The sequence below is a fragment of the Reyranella sp. genome (assembly GCF_044224635.1).
Classification (GTDB): Bacteria; Pseudomonadota; Alphaproteobacteria; order Reyranellales; family Reyranellaceae; genus Reyranella.
On sequence record NZ_JBGAKA010000088.1, the window covers coordinates 1 to 16294 of the forward strand.

At 68.3% G+C, this 16294-nt stretch carries 17 protein-coding genes; 10 read left to right on the forward strand and 7 right to left on the reverse strand.

Annotated elements, in window-relative coordinates:
* Positions 1–164: 164 nt before the first annotated feature.
* Positions 165–3515 carry a carboxyl transferase domain-containing protein gene (locus ACILR9_RS37655; protein WP_395715137.1) on the reverse strand — a complete coding sequence of 1117 codons (3351 nt, stop codon included), beginning with the start codon at positions 3513–3515 and terminating at the stop codon, positions 165–167.
* A gap of 30 nt (positions 3516–3545) precedes the next feature.
* Between ACILR9_RS37655 and ACILR9_RS37660 the strand changes: the two genes are divergently transcribed.
* A complete protein-coding gene (locus tag ACILR9_RS37660; protein ID WP_395715138.1) occupies positions 3546–4004 on the forward strand; it encodes a flavodoxin family protein in 459 nt (152 codons plus the stop codon).
* A gap of 241 nt (positions 4005–4245) precedes the next feature.
* On the opposite strand, the gene ACILR9_RS37665 is transcribed toward ACILR9_RS37660, so the two are convergent.
* Positions 4246–5049, reverse strand: a complete 804-nt coding sequence (locus ACILR9_RS37665) for an SDR family NAD(P)-dependent oxidoreductase (RefSeq protein ID WP_395715139.1) — start codon at positions 5047–5049, stop codon at positions 4246–4248.
* 108 nt (positions 5050–5157) lie between these two features.
* Here ACILR9_RS37665 and ACILR9_RS37670 point away from each other — a divergent pair, with 108 nt between their 5' ends.
* From ACILR9_RS37670 to ACILR9_RS37680, 3 genes are all read left to right on the forward strand, one after another.
* Entirely contained in the window at positions 5158–5622 is a 465-nt protein-coding gene (locus ACILR9_RS37670; RefSeq protein WP_395715140.1) for a tripartite tricarboxylate transporter TctB family protein, read from the forward strand.
* A gap of 3 nt (positions 5623–5625) precedes the next feature.
* On the forward strand, positions 5626–7125 hold the full coding sequence (locus ACILR9_RS37675; RefSeq protein WP_395715141.1) for a tripartite tricarboxylate transporter permease: 1500 nt from the start codon (positions 5626–5628) through the stop codon (positions 7123–7125).
* A gap of 78 nt (positions 7126–7203) precedes the next feature.
* Positions 7204–8172: a tripartite tricarboxylate transporter substrate binding protein gene (locus ACILR9_RS37680; RefSeq protein ID WP_395715142.1), complete on the forward strand. Its 969-nt coding sequence runs from the start codon at positions 7204–7206 to the stop codon at positions 8170–8172.
* Positions 8173–8308: 136 nt separating this feature from the next.
* On the opposite strand, the gene ACILR9_RS37685 is transcribed toward ACILR9_RS37680, so the two are convergent.
* Positions 8309–9526: an acyl-CoA dehydrogenase family protein gene (locus ACILR9_RS37685; protein ID WP_395715143.1), complete on the reverse strand. Its 1218-nt coding sequence runs from the start codon at positions 9524–9526 to the stop codon at positions 8309–8311.
* A 137-nt stretch (positions 9527–9663) separates the two neighbouring features.
* The gene (locus ACILR9_RS37690) at positions 9664–10788 is read right to left on the reverse strand and encodes an acyl-CoA dehydrogenase family protein (protein ID WP_395715144.1); all 1125 of its coding nucleotides are present in this window, start codon (positions 10786–10788) and stop codon (positions 9664–9666) included.
* Positions 10789–10874: 86 nt separating this feature from the next.
* On the opposite strand from ACILR9_RS37690, the gene ACILR9_RS37695 reads away from it, so the two are divergent.
* From ACILR9_RS37695 to ACILR9_RS37705, 3 genes are all read left to right on the forward strand, one after another.
* On the forward strand, positions 10875–11219 hold the full coding sequence (locus ACILR9_RS37695; RefSeq protein ID WP_395715145.1) for a DOPA 4,5-dioxygenase family protein: 345 nt from the start codon (positions 10875–10877) through the stop codon (positions 11217–11219).
* A 5-nt stretch (positions 11220–11224) separates the two neighbouring features.
* Positions 11225–11707: a CinA family protein gene (locus ACILR9_RS37700; protein ID WP_395715146.1), complete on the forward strand. Its 483-nt coding sequence runs from the start codon at positions 11225–11227 to the stop codon at positions 11705–11707.
* A gap of 138 nt (positions 11708–11845) precedes the next feature.
* Positions 11846–12820 carry a Crp/Fnr family transcriptional regulator gene (locus ACILR9_RS37705; protein ID WP_395715147.1) on the forward strand — a complete coding sequence of 325 codons (975 nt, stop codon included), beginning with the start codon at positions 11846–11848 and terminating at the stop codon, positions 12818–12820.
* A gap of 71 nt (positions 12821–12891) precedes the next feature.
* Here ACILR9_RS37705 and ACILR9_RS37710 read toward each other — a convergent pair whose 3' ends face one another.
* Positions 12892–13317 (reverse strand): PAS domain-containing protein, encoded by a 426-nt coding sequence (locus ACILR9_RS37710; protein WP_395715148.1) that lies wholly within the window; start codon positions 13315–13317, stop codon positions 12892–12894.
* A gap of 244 nt (positions 13318–13561) precedes the next feature.
* Here ACILR9_RS37710 and ACILR9_RS37715 point away from each other — a divergent pair, with 244 nt between their 5' ends.
* Genes ACILR9_RS37715 through ACILR9_RS37725 form a run of 3 tightly spaced genes read left to right on the forward strand, consistent with a single transcriptional unit; the run spans position 13562 to position 15117 of the window.
* On the forward strand, positions 13562–14212 hold the full coding sequence (locus ACILR9_RS37715) for a PRC-barrel domain-containing protein (RefSeq protein ID WP_395715149.1): 651 nt from the start codon (positions 13562–13564) through the stop codon (positions 14210–14212).
* Between the two features lie 16 nt (positions 14213–14228).
* On the forward strand, positions 14229–14513 hold the full coding sequence (locus ACILR9_RS37720; protein WP_395715150.1) for a DUF488 domain-containing protein: 285 nt from the start codon (positions 14229–14231) through the stop codon (positions 14511–14513).
* Between the two features lie 19 nt (positions 14514–14532).
* A complete protein-coding gene (locus tag ACILR9_RS37725; protein ID WP_395715151.1) occupies positions 14533–15117 on the forward strand; it encodes a uracil-DNA glycosylase family protein in 585 nt (194 codons plus the stop codon).
* Positions 15118–15297: 180 nt separating this feature from the next.
* Here ACILR9_RS37725 and ACILR9_RS37730 read toward each other — a convergent pair whose 3' ends face one another.
* Both ACILR9_RS37730 and ACILR9_RS37735 read right to left on the reverse strand, forming a co-directional pair.
* Positions 15298–15699 (reverse strand): DUF423 domain-containing protein, encoded by a 402-nt coding sequence (locus ACILR9_RS37730; protein ID WP_395715152.1) that lies wholly within the window; start codon positions 15697–15699, stop codon positions 15298–15300.
* 4 nt (positions 15700–15703) lie between these two features.
* Positions 15704–16294 (reverse strand): SDR family NAD(P)-dependent oxidoreductase (locus tag ACILR9_RS37735; protein WP_395715153.1); only part of this gene is annotated, 591 nt, incomplete at its 5' end.

The window sequence follows — 16294 nt, forward strand, 5'->3', positions numbered from 1 at the left end:
CGCCAGGCGATTCGAGGATTCTATTGTTGCTCTCGACAGTTGTATTGGATTCCAAAATTATAGGAGAAGCGTGCTCCTCAACACACACTCCCAACCTCCCCCCGTCTTCGTGCGGCGCAACATCTGTGCTGAAACTAGGCACCGCTGGGGAGGAACAGAGGCGTTCACCACGTATCGATGTTCGGCCGCTTCTTGTGCTCGAGCCGCGGGCGCGGCTTGGCGGTGAGGAGGGCGGTCGCGATCCAGCGGCGCGACTCGGCCGGATCGATCACCTCGTCGACCTCGAAGTAGGTCGCGGTGCTCAACGCCTTGCCGCGGGCGTAGGCGGCGGCGACCATCGTGTCGAAGGCGGCGCGCCGTTCCGCGGGGTCGGTGATGGCCTCGAGCTCCTTGCGGTAGCCGAGCTTCACCGCACCTTCCAGGCCCATGCCGCCGAACTCGCCGGTCGGCCAGGAGATGGCGAAGGTGCCGGCATGGAACGAGCCGCCGGCCATCGCCTGGGCGCCGAGCCCGTAGGCCTTGCGCAGCACGATGGTGCCGAACGGCACGGTGAGGTTGGCGCCGACCACGAACAGCCGCGAGCAGTGGCGCACCAGCGCGGTCTTCTCGATTTCCGGCCCCACCATCATGCCCGGCGTGTCGCACAGGAACAGCACCGGCAGGTCGAAGGCGTCGCACAGCTGCAGGAAGCGCGCTGCCTTGTCCGAGCCGTCCGAATCGATGGCGCCGGCGAGATGCAGCGGATTGTTGGCGACGATGCCGAACGGCTTGCCCTCGACGCGGCCGAATGCCGTCACCATGCCGAGCCCGAAGGCGCGGCGCAGCTCGAGCACCGAGCCGTCGTCGCACAGCGTGTCGATGACGTCGCGCACGTCGTAGACACGCAGCCGGTTCTCCGGGATCGCGCGCCGCAGCAGGCGCTGGTCGACGGCCCGCCAGTCGGGCACGGCGCCCTGGAAATACGACAGGTACTTCTTCGCGACCGCAACCGCCTCGGCCTCGTCCTCGACGGCGATGTCGACGGTGCCGTTGGGCACCTGCACGCTCATCGGGCCCACCTCCTCGGGCGCGAACACGCCGAGATTGCCACCCTCGATCATCGCCGGGCCGCCCATGCCGATCGACGAGTTCTTCGTGGCGATGACGACGTCGCAGCAGCCCAGCAGGGCGGCGTTGCCTGCGAAGCAGCGGCCCGAGTTGATGCCGACCAGCGGCGACACGCCGCTCAGGCGCCCGAAGATGTGGAACGCCATGGTGTCGAGGCCGGCGACCGACTGCACGTCGACGTCGCCCGGCCGGCCGCCGCCGCCTTCGGTGAAGAACACCAGCGGGATGCGCTGCTCCTCGACGATCTCGAACAGGCGATCCTTCTTGCGATGGTTGGTCGTGCCCTGCGTCCCGGCGAGCACCGTGTAGTCGTAATGCGCCACCGCGACGCGGCTGCGCTCGGGCCCGAACAGCGAGCCGTTGACCCGGCCGATGCCGGTGATCAGCCCGTCGGCCGGCGTCTTCTCGATCAGGTCCTGGTTGGTACGCCGCGTGCGCTGGCTGGCGATGGCGAAGGCGCCCCATTCGATGAAGCTGCCCGGATCGACCAGGTCGTCGAGATTCTGCCGCGCCGTGCGCTGGTTGGTCTTGCGCCGCCGCGCCACCGCGTCGGGCCGCTTGTCGTCCAAGGTGAGCGCACGTCGCTCGATATATTCGGCGAGGTCGGGACGGATGTGGTCGAGATCGATCTTCTCCTCGACCGCCGCGCCTTTGATCTCGACCTCGGCTTCCTCGACGAACAGCAGCGCATGGCCCTCGTAGATCGTCTCGCCGGGCTCGACGGCGATCCGCCTGACGTAGCCGCGCGCAGGGCTGCGGATCTCGTGCTGCATCTTCATGGCGTCCATGATCAGCAAGGGCTGGCCCGCCGCGACCGCGTCGCCTTCCTTGACGCCGACGCTGACGATCGTGCCCTGCATCGGCGCCGGCACCGGCACGGTGCCCTCGGGCGCATCGCTCGCCACCTCCGCGGCGGCCTGCGGCGCCGCCTTGCCGAAGGCAAGCACGGCCAGGGGATCGACCGCATCGACCCGCGCCCCCGCCTGGCGGCCACCGGCGGCGGCCGGCGCCGCCGGCTGGAAATAGAGGCCGGGCTGCATCTTGGCCGCAGCCTCGATCAGCGCGCCGGCGTGCTCGTCGACGAAGCGCGTGTGGACCTTGTCGGCGCGGACATCGACATCGGCCAGCAGGGCGCGCAGGAAACCGATGTTGCTCGGCGCCCCCTCGAGCCGAAATGAGGCCAGCGCCCGCTCGCTGCGCGCCAGCACGTCGGCAAACGCGGCCGACGGGCTGTGCACGATCAGCTTGGCGAGCAGCGAGTCGAAATTGGGATTGGTGCGGTAGCCGGCATAGCCGTAGGTGTCGACCCGCACGCCGCGACCCGACGGTGGCTCGAAAGCGGTGAGCGTGCCGCCGCCGGGCCGGGCGGAGCCGTCTGGCGTCATCGTCTCCATGTTGATGCGCAGCTGGATCGCATGGCCGCGCGGCCTGGCGTCGAGCACGCCCGTATCGGCAAGGCTCGCGCCGCCGGCCAGCAGCAGCTGGGCTTTCACCAGATCGACGCCCCACACCTCCTCGGTGACGGTGTGCTCGACCTGCAGGCGCGGATTGGCCTCGATGAAGAAGAACTCCCCGCCTTCGACCAGGAACTCGAACGTGCCGAGGCTGCGGTAGCCTGCGGCCTTGGCCATGGTGACCGCCGCATCGACGATCTTCTGGCGCAGCGCCGACGCCAGGTTGGGGCTCGGGGCCAGCTCGACGATCTTCTGGCTGCGCCGCTGCAGGGTGCATTCGCGCTCGCCCAGGGCAGCGATGCCGCCCCTGCCGTCGCCGACGATCTGGATCTCGATGTGACGCGCCTGGCGGATCAGCCGCTCGAGATAGAGATCGCCGTTGCCGAAAGCCGATCTCGCCTCGGCAGAGGCGCGGGCGAAGGCGTCGGCGAGCTCGGCCTCCGCGGTGATCAGGCGCATGCCGCGCCCACCGCCGCCGGCGATCGCCTTGATTGCCACGCCCGACCGGGCGTGCTGGCGGAGGAAGGCGGTCGCGCCGGCGAGATCGACGATGCCGGTGCCGGGCAGCACCGGCACCTTGCAGGCCTCGGCATGAGCGCGGCCCCGCGCCTTGTCGCCGAACAGCGCCAGCTGGTCAGGCGTCGGGCCGACGAAGACAATCCCTGCCTCGGCGCAGGCCGTGGCGAAGGCCGCATTCTCCGACAGGAAGCCATAGCCGGGATGGACCGAGTCTGCGCCAGCGGCCCGGGCCGCCGCGATCACGCCGGCGATGTCGAGATAGGCGGCCGCCCCGCGCCCGGTGAGCGCCACGGACTGGTCGACGCGCCGCGTGTGGAGCGAGCTCGCATCGTCCTCCGAATGGATGCCGACGGTGGGAATGGCCAGCTCGTGGGCGGCCTCGGCGATGCGGATGGCGATCTCGCCGCGGTTGGCGATCAGCAGTTTCTTCAGCATGTCGATCTGTCTCGGGGTAAAACCCCCTCCATGGCGAAAAGGCTGCTCATTGTGGCGCACGCTCCGTCGGAGAACACCCTCGCGCTGCGCGCAGCCGTCGAGCGAGGCGCGCTGAGCGAAACCGAGATCGACGTCCGGTTGATCGCGCCCCTGCAGGCCGGGCCCGACGACGTGCTCGCCGCGCAGGCGGTGATCCTCGGCACGACCGAGAATCTCGGCTACATGGCCGGCGCGCTGAAGGATTTCTTCGACCGCAGCTACTATCCCTGCCTGGAGAAGACCCAGGGCCTGCCGTACGCGCTCTATATCCGCGCCGGCAGCGACGGCACCGGCACGCGCCGCGGCGTCGAGACCATCGTCACCGGCCTGCGCTGGCGCGCCGTCCAGGACCCGCTGATCTGCCGCGGCGCGTGGCAGCCGGCATTCGTGCAGCAATGCGAGGAGCTGGGCGCGGCGATGGCGGCGGGGCTGGCGGCGGGGATTTTTTGAACTCAATTTTTCTCCCCAGCTTCGCCGGGGAGGAACAAGAGTCGCGCTCCTCATCCTCCTCCCCAAGCGTAGCTTGGGGAGGTGTCCGCGTAATCGCGGACGGAGGGGTCACGAGTCACGTGAGGGGCCTATGACCCCTCCGCCCCGTATGACGGGGCACCTCCCCAGCGAAGCTGGGGAGGAGAATGACAGAAGCGCCATCGGAGTGGCGCGCTCCCAGCAATGACCATGAGAAAGTCCCTCAATGCGCCGTCCAGCCACCGTCGACGACGAGGCCGGCCCCGGTCATGAAGCCGGCATCGTCGGAGGCGAGGAACACGATGCCCTTGGCGATGTCGTCGGCGACGCCGAGCCGGCCGATCGGATGCAGGCCGAGCGTTGTCTGGCGGGCCTTTTCGGTGTCGTTGGTGCCCTGCGCCTGGGCGCGCATGACGAAGGTCTGCTGGCCCATGTCGGTCTCGATCAGGCCGGGATGGATCGAGTTGACCCGGATCTTGTAGCCCTTGCGGCCGAATTCCAGCGCCGTCGACTTGGTGAACAGCGTCACGCCGCCCTTGGTCAGCGAATAGAGCGGGTCGAGCTGCGAGCCGACCAGGCCGGCAACAGACGCCAGATTGACGATGGCGGCACCGTGCGCGCTCTTGGGGCCGCTCACCTTGAGATGCGGCAGGGCTGCGCGCGTGCCCAGCACGACGCCGGTGAGATTGACGGCGACCAGCCGATGCCAATCGTCGAGCGAAGCGTCCTCGACTCCTTTGCCGACGAAGATGCCGGCGTTGTTCACCAGCACGTCGAGCGCACCGAACCGCTTCACGGCGGCGTCGATGGCGACCGCCCAGCTCGCCTCCTTGGTGACGTCGAGCGGGACATAGAGCGCCTGCCCGCCCGCCGCCTCGATCTCCTTCGCGGTCTGCCGGCCGCGCTCGTCGAGCACGTCGCCGATCGCCACCTTCGCGCCCGCCTGGGCCATCAGCTTCGCCGTGGCGCCGCCGATGCCGCGCGCTGCGCCGCTCAGGAACGCAACCTTGCCGTCGAGCCTGTTCATCCGCTTCCTCCTCAACCCCATGTCGATCGTGTGTCGATTTGCGCCTGTCCTGTTTGCAGCTATGCTCCCACCAGAACAAGGAAAGAAACACTGGGAGGAACGCAGACCATGCGCCGAGGCCGGCTGGTCGCGACGGGAGCCATGCTGGCGTTCTGCCTGTTCGCGTTGTGGCAATCGCTCCTGCTGCCGTTGACCGACCGGCTGGGACCAGGGCCGGGATTCTTTCCGTTCTGGCTTTCGCTGGTTGGCTCGCTATTCGCCATCGCGCTGTTGGTCTCGATCGGGCGGGAGGCGCCCGATCCGGCCGAGGACGACGTGCGCATCCTGCCGCATGGTCCGGGCGGCCAGCGCTGGCTCGCCATCGTCGCCCTGATGGCGCTCGCGACAGCGGCGATGGATGTCGTCGGCTTCCGCATCGCCATGCTGGTGTTCAACGCCGTCCTGGTGGCGGCACTGGGCGAGCGGCGCTGGTGGGTCATTGCCCTGTTCGCCGCATGCGGCAGCTTCGGCGTGTACTACGTGTTCACCACCTGGCTCGACGTCCTGCTGCCGACCGGCCGCCTCGGGTTGTAGACGATGGACGCGCTGTCTCACCTGCTCGCCGGCTTCGCCGCCGCGCTCTCGGTGCACTACCTGCTCTACGCCTTTGCGGGCTGCATGCTGGGCACGCTGATCGGCTTGCTGCCCGGCCTCGGGCCGGCCGCCGGTACCGCCATCCTGATCCCGCTCACCTTCAGCCTCGACGCCACGGGCTCGATCATCATGCTGTGCGCGATCTACTATGGCGCGATGTATGGCGGCACCATCACGTCGGTGCTGATCAACGTGCCCGGCGAAGCGGCGTCGGTCGTGACCTGCATCGACGGCCATCAGATGGCGCGCCAGGGACGCGCCGGATCGGCGCTCGGCATCGCCGCCATCGGCTCCTTCGTCGGCGGCACGCTGGCCACGGTGGCGCTGGTCGCCGTCGCCATGCCGCTCGCCAGCCTGGCGTTGAAGTTCGGCCCGGCCGAGTTCTTCGCCCTGATGGTTGCGGGCCTGTGCCTGGTCGTCGGGCTGGCCGGCCGCAACATGCTGGCGGCGCTGCTGATGGCGTCGATCGGCCTGCTGCTGGCGATGATCGGCGTCGATCCGGTGCGCGGCGCGCCGCGTTTCACCTTCGGCGTCGAGGAGCTGTTCGACGGCATCGGCTTCGTGCCGGTGGTCATGGGCCTGTTCGGCATCGCCGAGCTGCTGATCGCGGCCGAGGCGCGGCAGAGCCACATGGTCGAGGCCAGGCTCGCCAACGTGATGCCGACCCGCGAGGAATGCCGGGCGTCGGCCGGCGCGATCGGCCGCGGCACGGTGATCGGCTTCGTGCTCGGCCTGATCCCCGGGGTCGGCGCCATCGTGCCGACCTTCATGGCCTACGTGCTGGAGAAGCGCGTCTCCAAGACGCCCGAGCGCTTCGGCAAGGGCGCGATCGAGGGGGTGGCCTCGGCCGAGACCGCCAACAACGCCTACGCCAACGCCTCGATGGTGCCGCTGCTGGCGCTCGGCATCCCGAGCTCGCCCACCATCGCCGTGCTGATGGGCGCGTTCATCGTCAACGGCATCACGCCCGGCCCGTTCCTGTTCACCGAGCGACCGGAGCTGGTGTGGACCGTGATCGCAAGCTTCTTCGTCGGCAACGTGCTGCTCCTGATCCTCAACCTGCCGCTGGTCGGGCTGTGGGCCAAGCTGCTTAAGATCCCGTTCAGCTACATGTGCGCCGGCGTGCTGATCTTCTGCATCATCGGCGCCTATGGCCTGAAGCAGAACCTGTTCGACGTCTGGGTGATGCTGGGCTTCGGCATCCTGGGCTACCTGCTGCGCAAGCTCGATTTCCCGATCGCGCCCGCCATCCTGGCGCTGATCCTGGGACCGATGATGGAGCGCTCGCTGCGCACCACGCTCGAGATCTCGGGCGGCAGCCTCGCCATCTTCCTCGACCGGCCGCTGGCGCTCGCCCTGCTCGCGGTGCCGGTGATCGTCGTCGCCACGCTGATTCTGAAACCCGGCTCGTTCTCGAAGCTTCGCGAGAGTGACGCAGAGTAGCCTGAATTTACCGGCACCACTGCGGCGCCTGTGGAGTCAGGCCAAGGGGACCGTCAAAGCATCTTCAGGGAGGAAACCATGTCACTTCGCCGTCGCACCTTGCTCGCCGCCTCGGCGGCCGCCAGCCTCGCCAGCCCGGCGCTGGCGCAGAACTATCCGCGCCGCAACATACAGCTGATCGTCGCCTTCCCGGCCGGCGGCAGCACCGACGTCGGCGCCCGCATCCTCGCCGCCGCGGCCGAGAAGGCGCTCGGCCAGACGATCACCGTGGTCAACAAGGCCGGCGCCGGCGGGCAGATCGGCTTCACCGAGTTCGCGCGCGCCCGGCCCGACGGCTACACGCTGGGCTTCCTCAACCTGCCGGGGGTGAACACCATCGTGCTCGACCCCGAGCGCAAGGCGGCCTTCACGATGGACAGCTTCATCCCGGTCGTGAACCAGGTGCTCGACCCGGGCCTGATCTGGGTCAAGGCCGACAGCCCCTACAAGACCCTGGCCGACCTGATCGAGGGTGCCCGCAAGCAGCCGGGCAAGCTCAGCGCCTGCACTACCGGCATCCTGAGCGACGATCATCTCGCCATCCTGATGATGCAGGAGGCGGCAAAGGTGGAGTTCCGCATCGTCCATTTCGACGGCGGCGCGCAGCAGCTCGCCGGCGTCATGGGCGGCCATGTCGACGTCGCCTTCGACAATGTCGGCGGCGTCGCCAAGCGCATCCAGTCGGGCGAGCTGCGCGGGCTGGCCGTCACCGACAACGAGCGCTCGAAGTTCGTGCCTGACGTGCCGACCACCAAGGAGCTGGGCTTCGGCACGGTGATCTCCAGCTCGACCCGCGGCGTCGGCGCCCCCAAAGGAACGCCTCCCGAGGTCCTCAAGGTCATCGAGGCCGCCTTCGTCAAGGCAGTCGAGGATCCCGAGCAGGTCAAGAAGATGAACGACGTCGGCCTCGCCCTGAAGCCGATGGTCGGCGCCGAGTACGCCAAGTACTACGCCGACCTGCACAAGCAGGCGGCCAAGTACACCGAGTGGGCGCTGAAGATGCGGTAACTCTTGCTCCTCCCCAGCTCTGCTGGGGAGGTGTCCGCGTAATCGCGGACGGAGGGGTCATGAGCAGCGGGACTGATGCTCATGACCCCTCCGTCCCGTATGACGGGGCACCTCCCCAGCAAAGCTGGGGAGGAGGCTATTTGAGCTTGTTGAACGGCACGTCCTTGTCGACGCGCACGTCGCTCGGCAGGCCGAGCACGCGCTCGGCGACGATGTTGCGCAGGATCTCGTCGGTGCCGCCGGCGATGCGGAAGCCGGCGCCGGCGATCCATTGCGCCTGGAAGCCGGCGGCGTGCGGCACCTCCTCGCGCATGATGCCGCCCTGCCCCATCAGCTCCATGGCGAAGGCGCCCATGTCCTGCATCTTGGGCGCCGCCACGATCTTGATGATCGACGATTCGGGGCCGGGCGTCTGGCCCTTGGAAAGCGCGGTCAACGTGCGGTAGCGCGTCAGCCTGAGGCCCTGTTGCTGGACGTACCAGTCGGCGATCTTGCCGCGCACCTGCTGGTTGCGGATCGCCGGCCCGTCGTCGAGCTCGGTATCGCGCGCCAGCTCCATCAGCTCGTCGACATCGAGCCCGCCCGACGGCAGGCCGACCGCCAGCCGCTCGTTCATCAGGGTGGTGAGGGCGGCCTTCCAGCCCTCCCCGACCTTGCCGAGGCGCTGCGAGTCGGGCACGCGCACGTCGGTGAAGAACACCTCGTTGAAGTTGGCGCCGCCCGACATCTGCTTGATCGGCCGCACCTCGACGCCCGGGCTCTTCATCGACAGGAAGAACATGGTGAGACCCTGGTGCTTGGGCACATTGGGGTCGGTGCGGGTGATGATGATGCCGTAGTCGCAATAGTGAGCGCCCGAGGTCCAGACCTTCTGGCCGTTGATCACCCAGCCATCGCCGTCACGCTCGGCGCGCGTGCGGATGCCGGCCACGTCCGAACCTGCCGCCGGCTCGGAGAACAGCTGGCACCACACTTCCTCGCCGTAGAGCGCGGGCTTGACGTAGCGCTGCAGGTGGTCGGGCGACGCATAGGCCATCATCGTCGGGATGCACATGCCGAGCCCGATATCGAAGAAGCCCAGCGGCACCAGGTAGCTCGATTCCTCCTGCTGGTAGATCACCTGCAGGATGGGCGACCCGCCGCGGCCGCCATATTCCTTCGGCCAGGTGATGCGGGCGTAGCCGGCGGCGGCCTTCTTGGCCTGCCATTCCTTGGCTTTCTTCAGGAGGTTCGGATCGTCGTTGCGGGCGCGAAAGCTCTGCTTGTCGTCGCTCTTGCGCGTGGCGTTGGCGTCGAGCCAGGCGCGCACCTCCTTGCGGAAGGCGGCTTCTTCGGCGGTGTCGTTGAAATCCATGGTTTCCTCCTACATCAACGCCTCACCGTGAGGAGCATCGCTGAGCGATGCGTCTCGAAGGGTGGGCGAACGTCGAGACTGAGGCCCATCCTTCGAGACGCGCCCTGCGGGCGCTCCTCAGGATGAGGTAGTGCCCCTTACGCCGCGTTCTTCTGCTCGAGCCGGCTCACCAGCTTGTCCTTCCAGGCCATCGGCCCGCCGAGCGACAGCGCCATCACGCGCGCCCGCCGATAGTGGAACTGCGTGTCGGCTTCCCACGTGAAGCCGATGCCGCCGTGCGTCTGGATGTTCTCCTTGGACGCAAAATCGTAGGCGTCGGTCGCGGCGATTCGCGCCGCCGCGGCGGCCAGCGGCAGGTCGGCGTCGCCGTCGGTCAGCATCATGGCGCCGTAGTAGGCATTGGACCGCGCCAGCTCGAGCTTGACATAGCAATCGGCAAGCTTGTGCTTGACGGCCTGGTACGAGCCGATCGGCCGGCCGAAGGCCTGGCGCTGCAGCGCATAGTCGCGCGCCATCCACATCGCCGCCTCGGCGCCGCCGACCTGGGCGAAGGCGAAATAGACCGCCGCCGCATCGTAGAGCCGCTCGAGCAGACGCCAGCCTTCGCCCTCGCCGCCCAACAGCTCGGCCGAGGCTCCGTCGAAGGCGAGCTCGGCGTGCTTGCGCGACGGATCGATGGTCTCCACGCGGGCGCGCTTGACCGAGGCCTGCGCGAGATCGACCAGCACCAGCGAGACTGCGCGATCGCCGCTGCCGCCGGTGTTGGCCAGCACGATCGCGAAGGTCGCTGCCTCGCCGTCGGCCACCGGCAGCTTCTTGCCGTTGAGGCGACCGCCGCCGAAGGTGGTGCGGATGCTGCGCGGCTTGGGCGGCTGCGGCCCCTCGGCCGTCGCCAGGGTGCCGATCGCCTCGCCGGCGGCGAGCTTGGGCAGCCATTTCTTCTTCTGCGCCTCCGAGCCCGCGAGCTTCAGCGCCTCGGTTGCCAGCACGACCGAGGTGTCGAACGGCACCGGCGCCGCCGCGCGGCCGATCTCCTCGGCGACGACGCAGAGCTCGAGCGGCGACAGGCCGAGCCCGCCATACTCCTCGGGAATCGCCGTGCCCGTCACGCCGAGCTCGATCAGGCCTTTCCACACCTCGTCGGCGTGGGTCTCGTTGCCGTCGAGCACGCGCCGCACCGTCTTCGTCGGGCACTTGTCGGCGAGGAATTTGCGAACCTGCTCCTTGAGCAGCTTCTGGTCGTCGGAGAAATCGAAGTTCATGATGGTGGGAGCCTAGCAAGCAAGCTCGCATCGGGGAACGGTCTTAGGTTCCGACAGGCGGGCTCGGCGATGTGGTAGGGTGAGACATGGATATTTCACACATCAAGGACTGGCACGCTCACGTCTATTTCGACAGCGCCTCGCGCGATCCGGCGTGGGCTCTGCGCGAGAAGATCGAGAGGACCTTCGACATTCAGATGGGCCGCTTCCACGAGAAGCCCGTCGGACCGCATCCGCGCTACAGCTACCAGGTGCACTTCAAGAACGAGCAGCTCGCGCCATTGCTTTCCTGGCTGACGCTCAATCGAGGCGACCTCACGGTGTTCGTTCATCCCAACACCGGCGAGGACCTGGAGGATCATCGCGACCGCGCGATCTGGCTCGGCCAGCAGGTGCCCCTGGTCCTCGACATCTTCAGCAGGAAGGATTGATCGACATGGATTCGCTACTGCCGCTCGCCAGGAAGGTCGGCGAGAAACTGAAGGCGCGCAAGGAGACGGTCGGTGTGTCGGAATCATCGGCCGGCGGCCTCGTCTCCGCCGTGCTGCTCGCGGTGCCGGGCGCGTCGGCCTACTTCATGGGCGGCGCCGTGGTCTATACCCGCCCGGCCGGCGAGGCCTTCCTGACCGCGACCAAGGAGAAGCGCGCCGGCATCCGCTCGTCGTCGGAGCCGTGGGCAACGCTCGCCGCCGAGCTGGTGCGCGAACGGCTGAACACGACCTGGGGCCTGGCCGAGACCGGCGCCTCCGGCCCGACCGGCAACTCCTACGGCGATCCCGCCGGCCACACCTGCGTCGCCGTCGTCGGCCCCAATGGCAAGGTCGCCCGCACGCTGCGCACCGGCTCGAACGATCGCGTCGCCAACATGCGCGCCTTCGCCGCCGAAGCGTTGAGGCTGCTCGACGAGCAGCTGGGGTAGGTTGGCTGCTGGATCAGCCGACCGGGCCCTCCAAGCTCTACTCGCACGCCGACGAGCTCCGCTCCGTATTCTTTCTCGAATTCCCTTTCGGCTTCGGATCGGCTCAAGCCTGGATCGGGCTTCTCCTGCAATCGCTGCGTGAATCCGGCCTGCTCGGCCGTTCATGCCGACCGAGTCGGGCGGTCCAGCCAGACGAAGCGGCGTGCCTCGCTAGCGAGTGCAAACCTTCCGGTTCGCAGCCACCGGCTCCGTTTGCGTCGCGAACAGGAAAACACTAAGAGTGAGCCTGCATCTTGCAGCGTCGACTCTGTCGCGGCGCGTGGTTCCAGCCGGCCCGGCTCCTTGGGAATTGGCATCGTGCGCAAATCTACGGCAAGTGACATCGAGGACCATCCGTTCGTCGCCAGGCTCAACCATTCGATCGCGCTCGATGACGGCGACCTGGCGGCGCTGGCCCGGCTGCTCGAGCGCACGGTCGTCGTCAAGAAGGCAAAGGATATCATCGTCGAAGGCTACGCCTACGGCGTCCTGCATGTCGTGCGGCAGGGCTTTGCCGTCCGCTACAAGCTTCTGCACAGCGGCAAGCGGCAGATCGTCAATGTCATCATGCCGGGGGACATCATCGGTTTTCCGGCATGCTTCTACGAGCATGCCGTTTTCTCCGTCACCGCGCTCAGCGACATGAGCCTGAGCCACGTGCCGCTCGACGCCTTTGCCGACACATGCCTGGAGAGGGCCACCGTCGCGACAGCGCTCGTCTGGTTTGCGGCGCGCGAGGCGGCGATCTATGCCGAGCACATCATCGACGCGGGCCGTCGCGAGCCGCTCGAGAGGTTGGCGCACTTTCTTCTCGAGACGCTGACCCGCCTGCAGGCGATCGGCGACGCTTCCGAGGATACCTTCGTCCTGCCGCTATCGCAGGAGGGGATCGGCGACGCGCTCGGGCTGAGTGCGCCGCACGTCAACCGCATGCTCGCCGAGTTGAAGCGGGACGGCCTGATCGCCATGACCGGGCGCGAGGTGCAGATCCTGGATCGCGCCGCCTTGCAGATTCTGGGAGAATTCCACTCGACCTATCTGGCACGATCGCCCGTCCGGCGATCACGGCGCTAGCCTTGCTCCGGAAGCAAGCGCGGGCCCGTGGCTGATTTCATGCCGGTCTGCTGCTCTGACGCGAAGCCTCGTCAGCCCTTCGCGGCGACCGTACTGCGCAGCGCCTTCATCTCCTCGAAGCGCCTGGTGACATCGCGCAAGGTCGCCGCCACGCCCAGGATCCGGCCGGACCTGTCGCGGAACGGCAGGATGGTGAACTCGACCGAGATGCGCGTGCCGTCCTTGCGCAGCGCCGGAACCGCCAGCACGTCGCCCGCACCGTATCGCGAGGCGCCGCTGCGCATCGTCTGCTCGAACCCGACCCAATGGCGCTTGCGCAGCCCCTCGGGAATGATGATATCGAGCGACTTTCCCATGGCCTCCTCGGCCGAGAAGCCGAATATCCGTTCGGCGCCCCTGTTCCACAGGGCGATCGAGCCCTTGGCGTCGGCGTAGACGATCGCATCGGGCGTGTCGCGCACCAGGGTGCGGTAGAACCGGTCGACGTCGGGCTTCATCGCATCACCGCCGGGTCTCGATCTTGCCTCCGGCGCGCCGAGAGCGCGTGATCCCGAGCTCGTCCGAACCAATGCCATCTGGACCCTCCCGTGCCTGGGCCCGCATTTGCCCACGGGTCGACCCTGCTGTCCGTGATCCGGCTTATTGCGCCCGATCAATGCCGTCCGGCCGATCGCCGATCGGCAAGCCGGGCCATCCTTCCGCCGAATCGGTCGGGGCAACACCATGTTGTGGGAAGCCTGCATGATGATGGGCTACGCCGCGCGCGCAAGCGACGGCGCGATCGGAACGATCAGCGACCTGCTGTTCGACGACATGACGTGGCGTTTGCGCTGGGTCGTGGTCGATACGCGCGACTGGCTGCCGCAACGTCAAGTGCTCGTGCCCGCCTTGCTCCTGGGCAGCCCTGATCCCGGGCGTCGAGAGCTCGCCATCGATCTCACCGTGCGGCAGATCGAGGAGAGCATCCCGGCAGCGCAGCACCTCCCCGTGTCGCTCCGGCCGTCCACCTCGCAAGACGGCGATCCGCATTTGCGCAGCGTCGAGGCCGTCGTCGGCCATCGCGTTCATCTGCTCGACGGCGTGGCTGGGCATGTCGAGGAGCTGTTGGCCGACGATGCCGACTGGACCATCGCCTATATCAGGATCGACGCCTGCCGGTGGCGGCCCGGCGAAAAGGTGCTCCTTGCGCCATGCTGGGTGCGCGCGATCGACTGGCACGAGAGGTTGGTGCAGATCGACGTCGACCGTCGGCGCATCGAGAGCGATCCTGCAAGCTGCGGGGCGGTGTGGATGAGGAGGCGAAGCCATGACGGAGCGCACCACGACATCCGGGAGAATTCCGGCACATCGGATCAAGCTCAAGCGGGCCTACCTGCCCGCCGCCGCCGGTGACGGAACGCGCATCCTGGTGGATCGGCTGTGGCCGCGCGGGGTCAGGAAGTCCGACGCGGCAATCGACCTCTGGGCCAAGGACATTGCGCCGAGCACGGCGCTGCGCAAATGGTTCGACCACGATCCGGCGCGCTGGCCCGAGTTCCGCCGCCGCTACGCCGCCGAGCTGCGTTGCAACCCCGACGAGCTCGCCGCGCTGCGCACCCGCGCGCGCCGGGAGCCCGTGACCCTGGTTTTCGCCGCACGCGACAAGCTCCACAACGACGCCGTCGTGCTCCGCGCCGTCCTTCTCGGGCGCTGATGAGGTCGAAGGACTCCGAATGTCCCTGAAGCGGCTGTTGCGCCGGGTCCGGGCATGCGCGATCTGCGAGACGGCCCTGCCGCTCGGCGCCCGGCCGATCCTGCAGCTCGCGGGCGCTGCCCGGCTGCTGATCATCGGCCAAGCCCCCGGGCGGAAGGCCCACGCGACGGGCCTGCCGTGGAACGACGCCAGCGGCGACCGCCTGCGCGACTGGATGGGCCTCGACAGGGCGGCCTTCCACGACGAAGGCCGCGTGGCGATCCTGCCCATCGGTCTCTGCTATCCCGGCAGCGAGCCGGGCGGTGGCGACAAGCCGCCGCGCCGCGAATGTGCACCGCTCTGGCATGCACGTCTGCTCAAACATCTTCCCGCGATCGAGGCGACCCTGCTGGTCGGCCACCATGCCCAGCGCTTCTATCTCGGCTCGACTGGCCAAGCGACGATGACCGACACGGTCAAAGCGTTCCGGCAGTACGGGCCGCGCTTCGTGCCGCTGCCGCATCCGAGCTGGCGCAGCACGCTGTGGATGCGCGAGCATCCCTGGTTCGAAGCCGAGGTTGTCCCCGAGCTGCGGCGGATCGTGCGCCGGGCGGCGCGGCCTTGACACCGGCTTCCCTCACGACACGGCAACGTGCCGCTGCCGCCGGGCCACAGCCGGCAGCGCGTGAACGTGAACATGATCGGCCGCATGACGCGCGAGGATGCGCATGGCGCGCTTCCGGTCCAGATGCGCGAGCTTCCGGTCGATCGCCTGCTCGCTCGCGAGCAGGCTGGGCCCGGCGCGTCAGTCGGCCTCGGCCTTCAGCAGCCCGGCGACTCCGAGGCTCAGCCAACCCAGGATGAAGGCAGTGCCGCCGATCGGCGCAACCGCGCCGAGCCATCGCGGACCGCCAAAGGCGAGCGCGTACAGGGCTCCGGGAAAGAGCACGCTGCCGACCAGGAACAGGCACTGTGCGGCCAAGGCCCAAGGGAGGTTCACCGCCGCGCTGCGCGCCAGAGCGACCACGGCCACGATCGCCAGCGCATGGATCATCTCGTACTGGCTGCCGGTCTGCAGCCACTCGCGCGCCTTGCGACCGGCCTCGCTCGAGACATCGAGACCGTGTGCTGCGAAAGCGCCGACGGCGATGGAGATCGCGCCGCTCAGCGCCGCAATGACGATCCATCCTTTCGCAGCCGCGCCCATGCCGCTACTGCGTCCGCGGCGGCGGCCGGCCGCCAGCGGTCATGCCGCCGTCGATCACCAGCTCCTGGCCGGTCATGTAGTTTGCGGCGTCGGTGCACAGGAAGAGCACGCCGTTGGCGATGTCCTGCGCCTCGCCGACGCGCGTCAGCGGCACGACCGCCGCAGCGCGCTCGCGCGGATCGATCGGTGCGTTACGCCGGTTGCCCTCGGCGCCGGTCGGGATCTTGCCCCAGATCGGCGTCGCAATGATGCCTGGATGCACCGAGTTGCAGCGAATCCCGTCGGCGGCGTGCTCCAGCGCCACCGACTTGGCGAGCAGCCGCACGCCGCCCTTGGTCGCCGAGTAGGCGGCGAGGCCGGGCGCGCCGCGCAGGCCGGCGATCGACGACATCAGCACGATCGAGCCGCCGCCCGCCCGGCGCAGCGCCGGGATGGCATGCTTGATCGACAGGAACACGCCGTCGAGGTTGATCGCCTGCTGACGCTGCCAGTCGGCCAGCGTCATGCTCTCGATCGGCGCCATGATGCCGATGCCGGCATTGGCGACCATGATGTCGAGCCGGCCGAAGCGCTTCTCGGCCTCGGCGACGACGCC

What these genes read in the sequence shown, in the direction of transcription:
- ACILR9_RS37655 (WP_395715137.1), bottom strand. Translation starts at nt 3,515, where the DNA reads ATGCTGAAGAAACTGCTGATCGCCAACCGCGGCGAGATCGCCATCCGC.
- ACILR9_RS37660 (WP_395715138.1), top strand. Translation starts at nt 3,546, where the DNA reads ATGGCGAAAAGGCTGCTCATTGTGGCGCACGCTCCGTCGGAGAACACC.
- ACILR9_RS37665 (WP_395715139.1), bottom strand. Translation starts at nt 5,049, where the DNA reads ATGAACAGGCTCGACGGCAAGGTTGCGTTCCTGAGCGGCGCAGCGCGC.
- ACILR9_RS37670 (WP_395715140.1), top strand. Translation starts at nt 5,158, where the DNA reads ATGCGCCGAGGCCGGCTGGTCGCGACGGGAGCCATGCTGGCGTTCTGC.
- ACILR9_RS37675 (WP_395715141.1), top strand. Translation starts at nt 5,626, where the DNA reads ATGGACGCGCTGTCTCACCTGCTCGCCGGCTTCGCCGCCGCGCTCTCG.
- ACILR9_RS37680 (WP_395715142.1), top strand. Translation starts at nt 7,204, where the DNA reads ATGTCACTTCGCCGTCGCACCTTGCTCGCCGCCTCGGCGGCCGCCAGC.
- ACILR9_RS37685 (WP_395715143.1), bottom strand. Translation starts at nt 9,526, where the DNA reads ATGGATTTCAACGACACCGCCGAAGAAGCCGCCTTCCGCAAGGAGGTG.
- ACILR9_RS37690 (WP_395715144.1), bottom strand. Translation starts at nt 10,788, where the DNA reads ATGAACTTCGATTTCTCCGACGACCAGAAGCTGCTCAAGGAGCAGGTT.
- ACILR9_RS37695 (WP_395715145.1), top strand. Translation starts at nt 10,875, where the DNA reads ATGGATATTTCACACATCAAGGACTGGCACGCTCACGTCTATTTCGAC.
- ACILR9_RS37700 (WP_395715146.1), top strand. Translation starts at nt 11,225, where the DNA reads ATGGATTCGCTACTGCCGCTCGCCAGGAAGGTCGGCGAGAAACTGAAG.
- ACILR9_RS37710 (WP_395715148.1), bottom strand. Translation starts at nt 13,317, where the DNA reads ATGAAGCCCGACGTCGACCGGTTCTACCGCACCCTGGTGCGCGACACG.
- ACILR9_RS37715 (WP_395715149.1), top strand. Translation starts at nt 13,562, where the DNA reads ATGATGATGGGCTACGCCGCGCGCGCAAGCGACGGCGCGATCGGAACG.
- ACILR9_RS37725 (WP_395715151.1), top strand. Translation starts at nt 14,533, where the DNA reads ATGTCCCTGAAGCGGCTGTTGCGCCGGGTCCGGGCATGCGCGATCTGC.
- ACILR9_RS37730 (WP_395715152.1), bottom strand. Translation starts at nt 15,699, where the DNA reads ATGGGCGCGGCTGCGAAAGGATGGATCGTCATTGCGGCGCTGAGCGGC.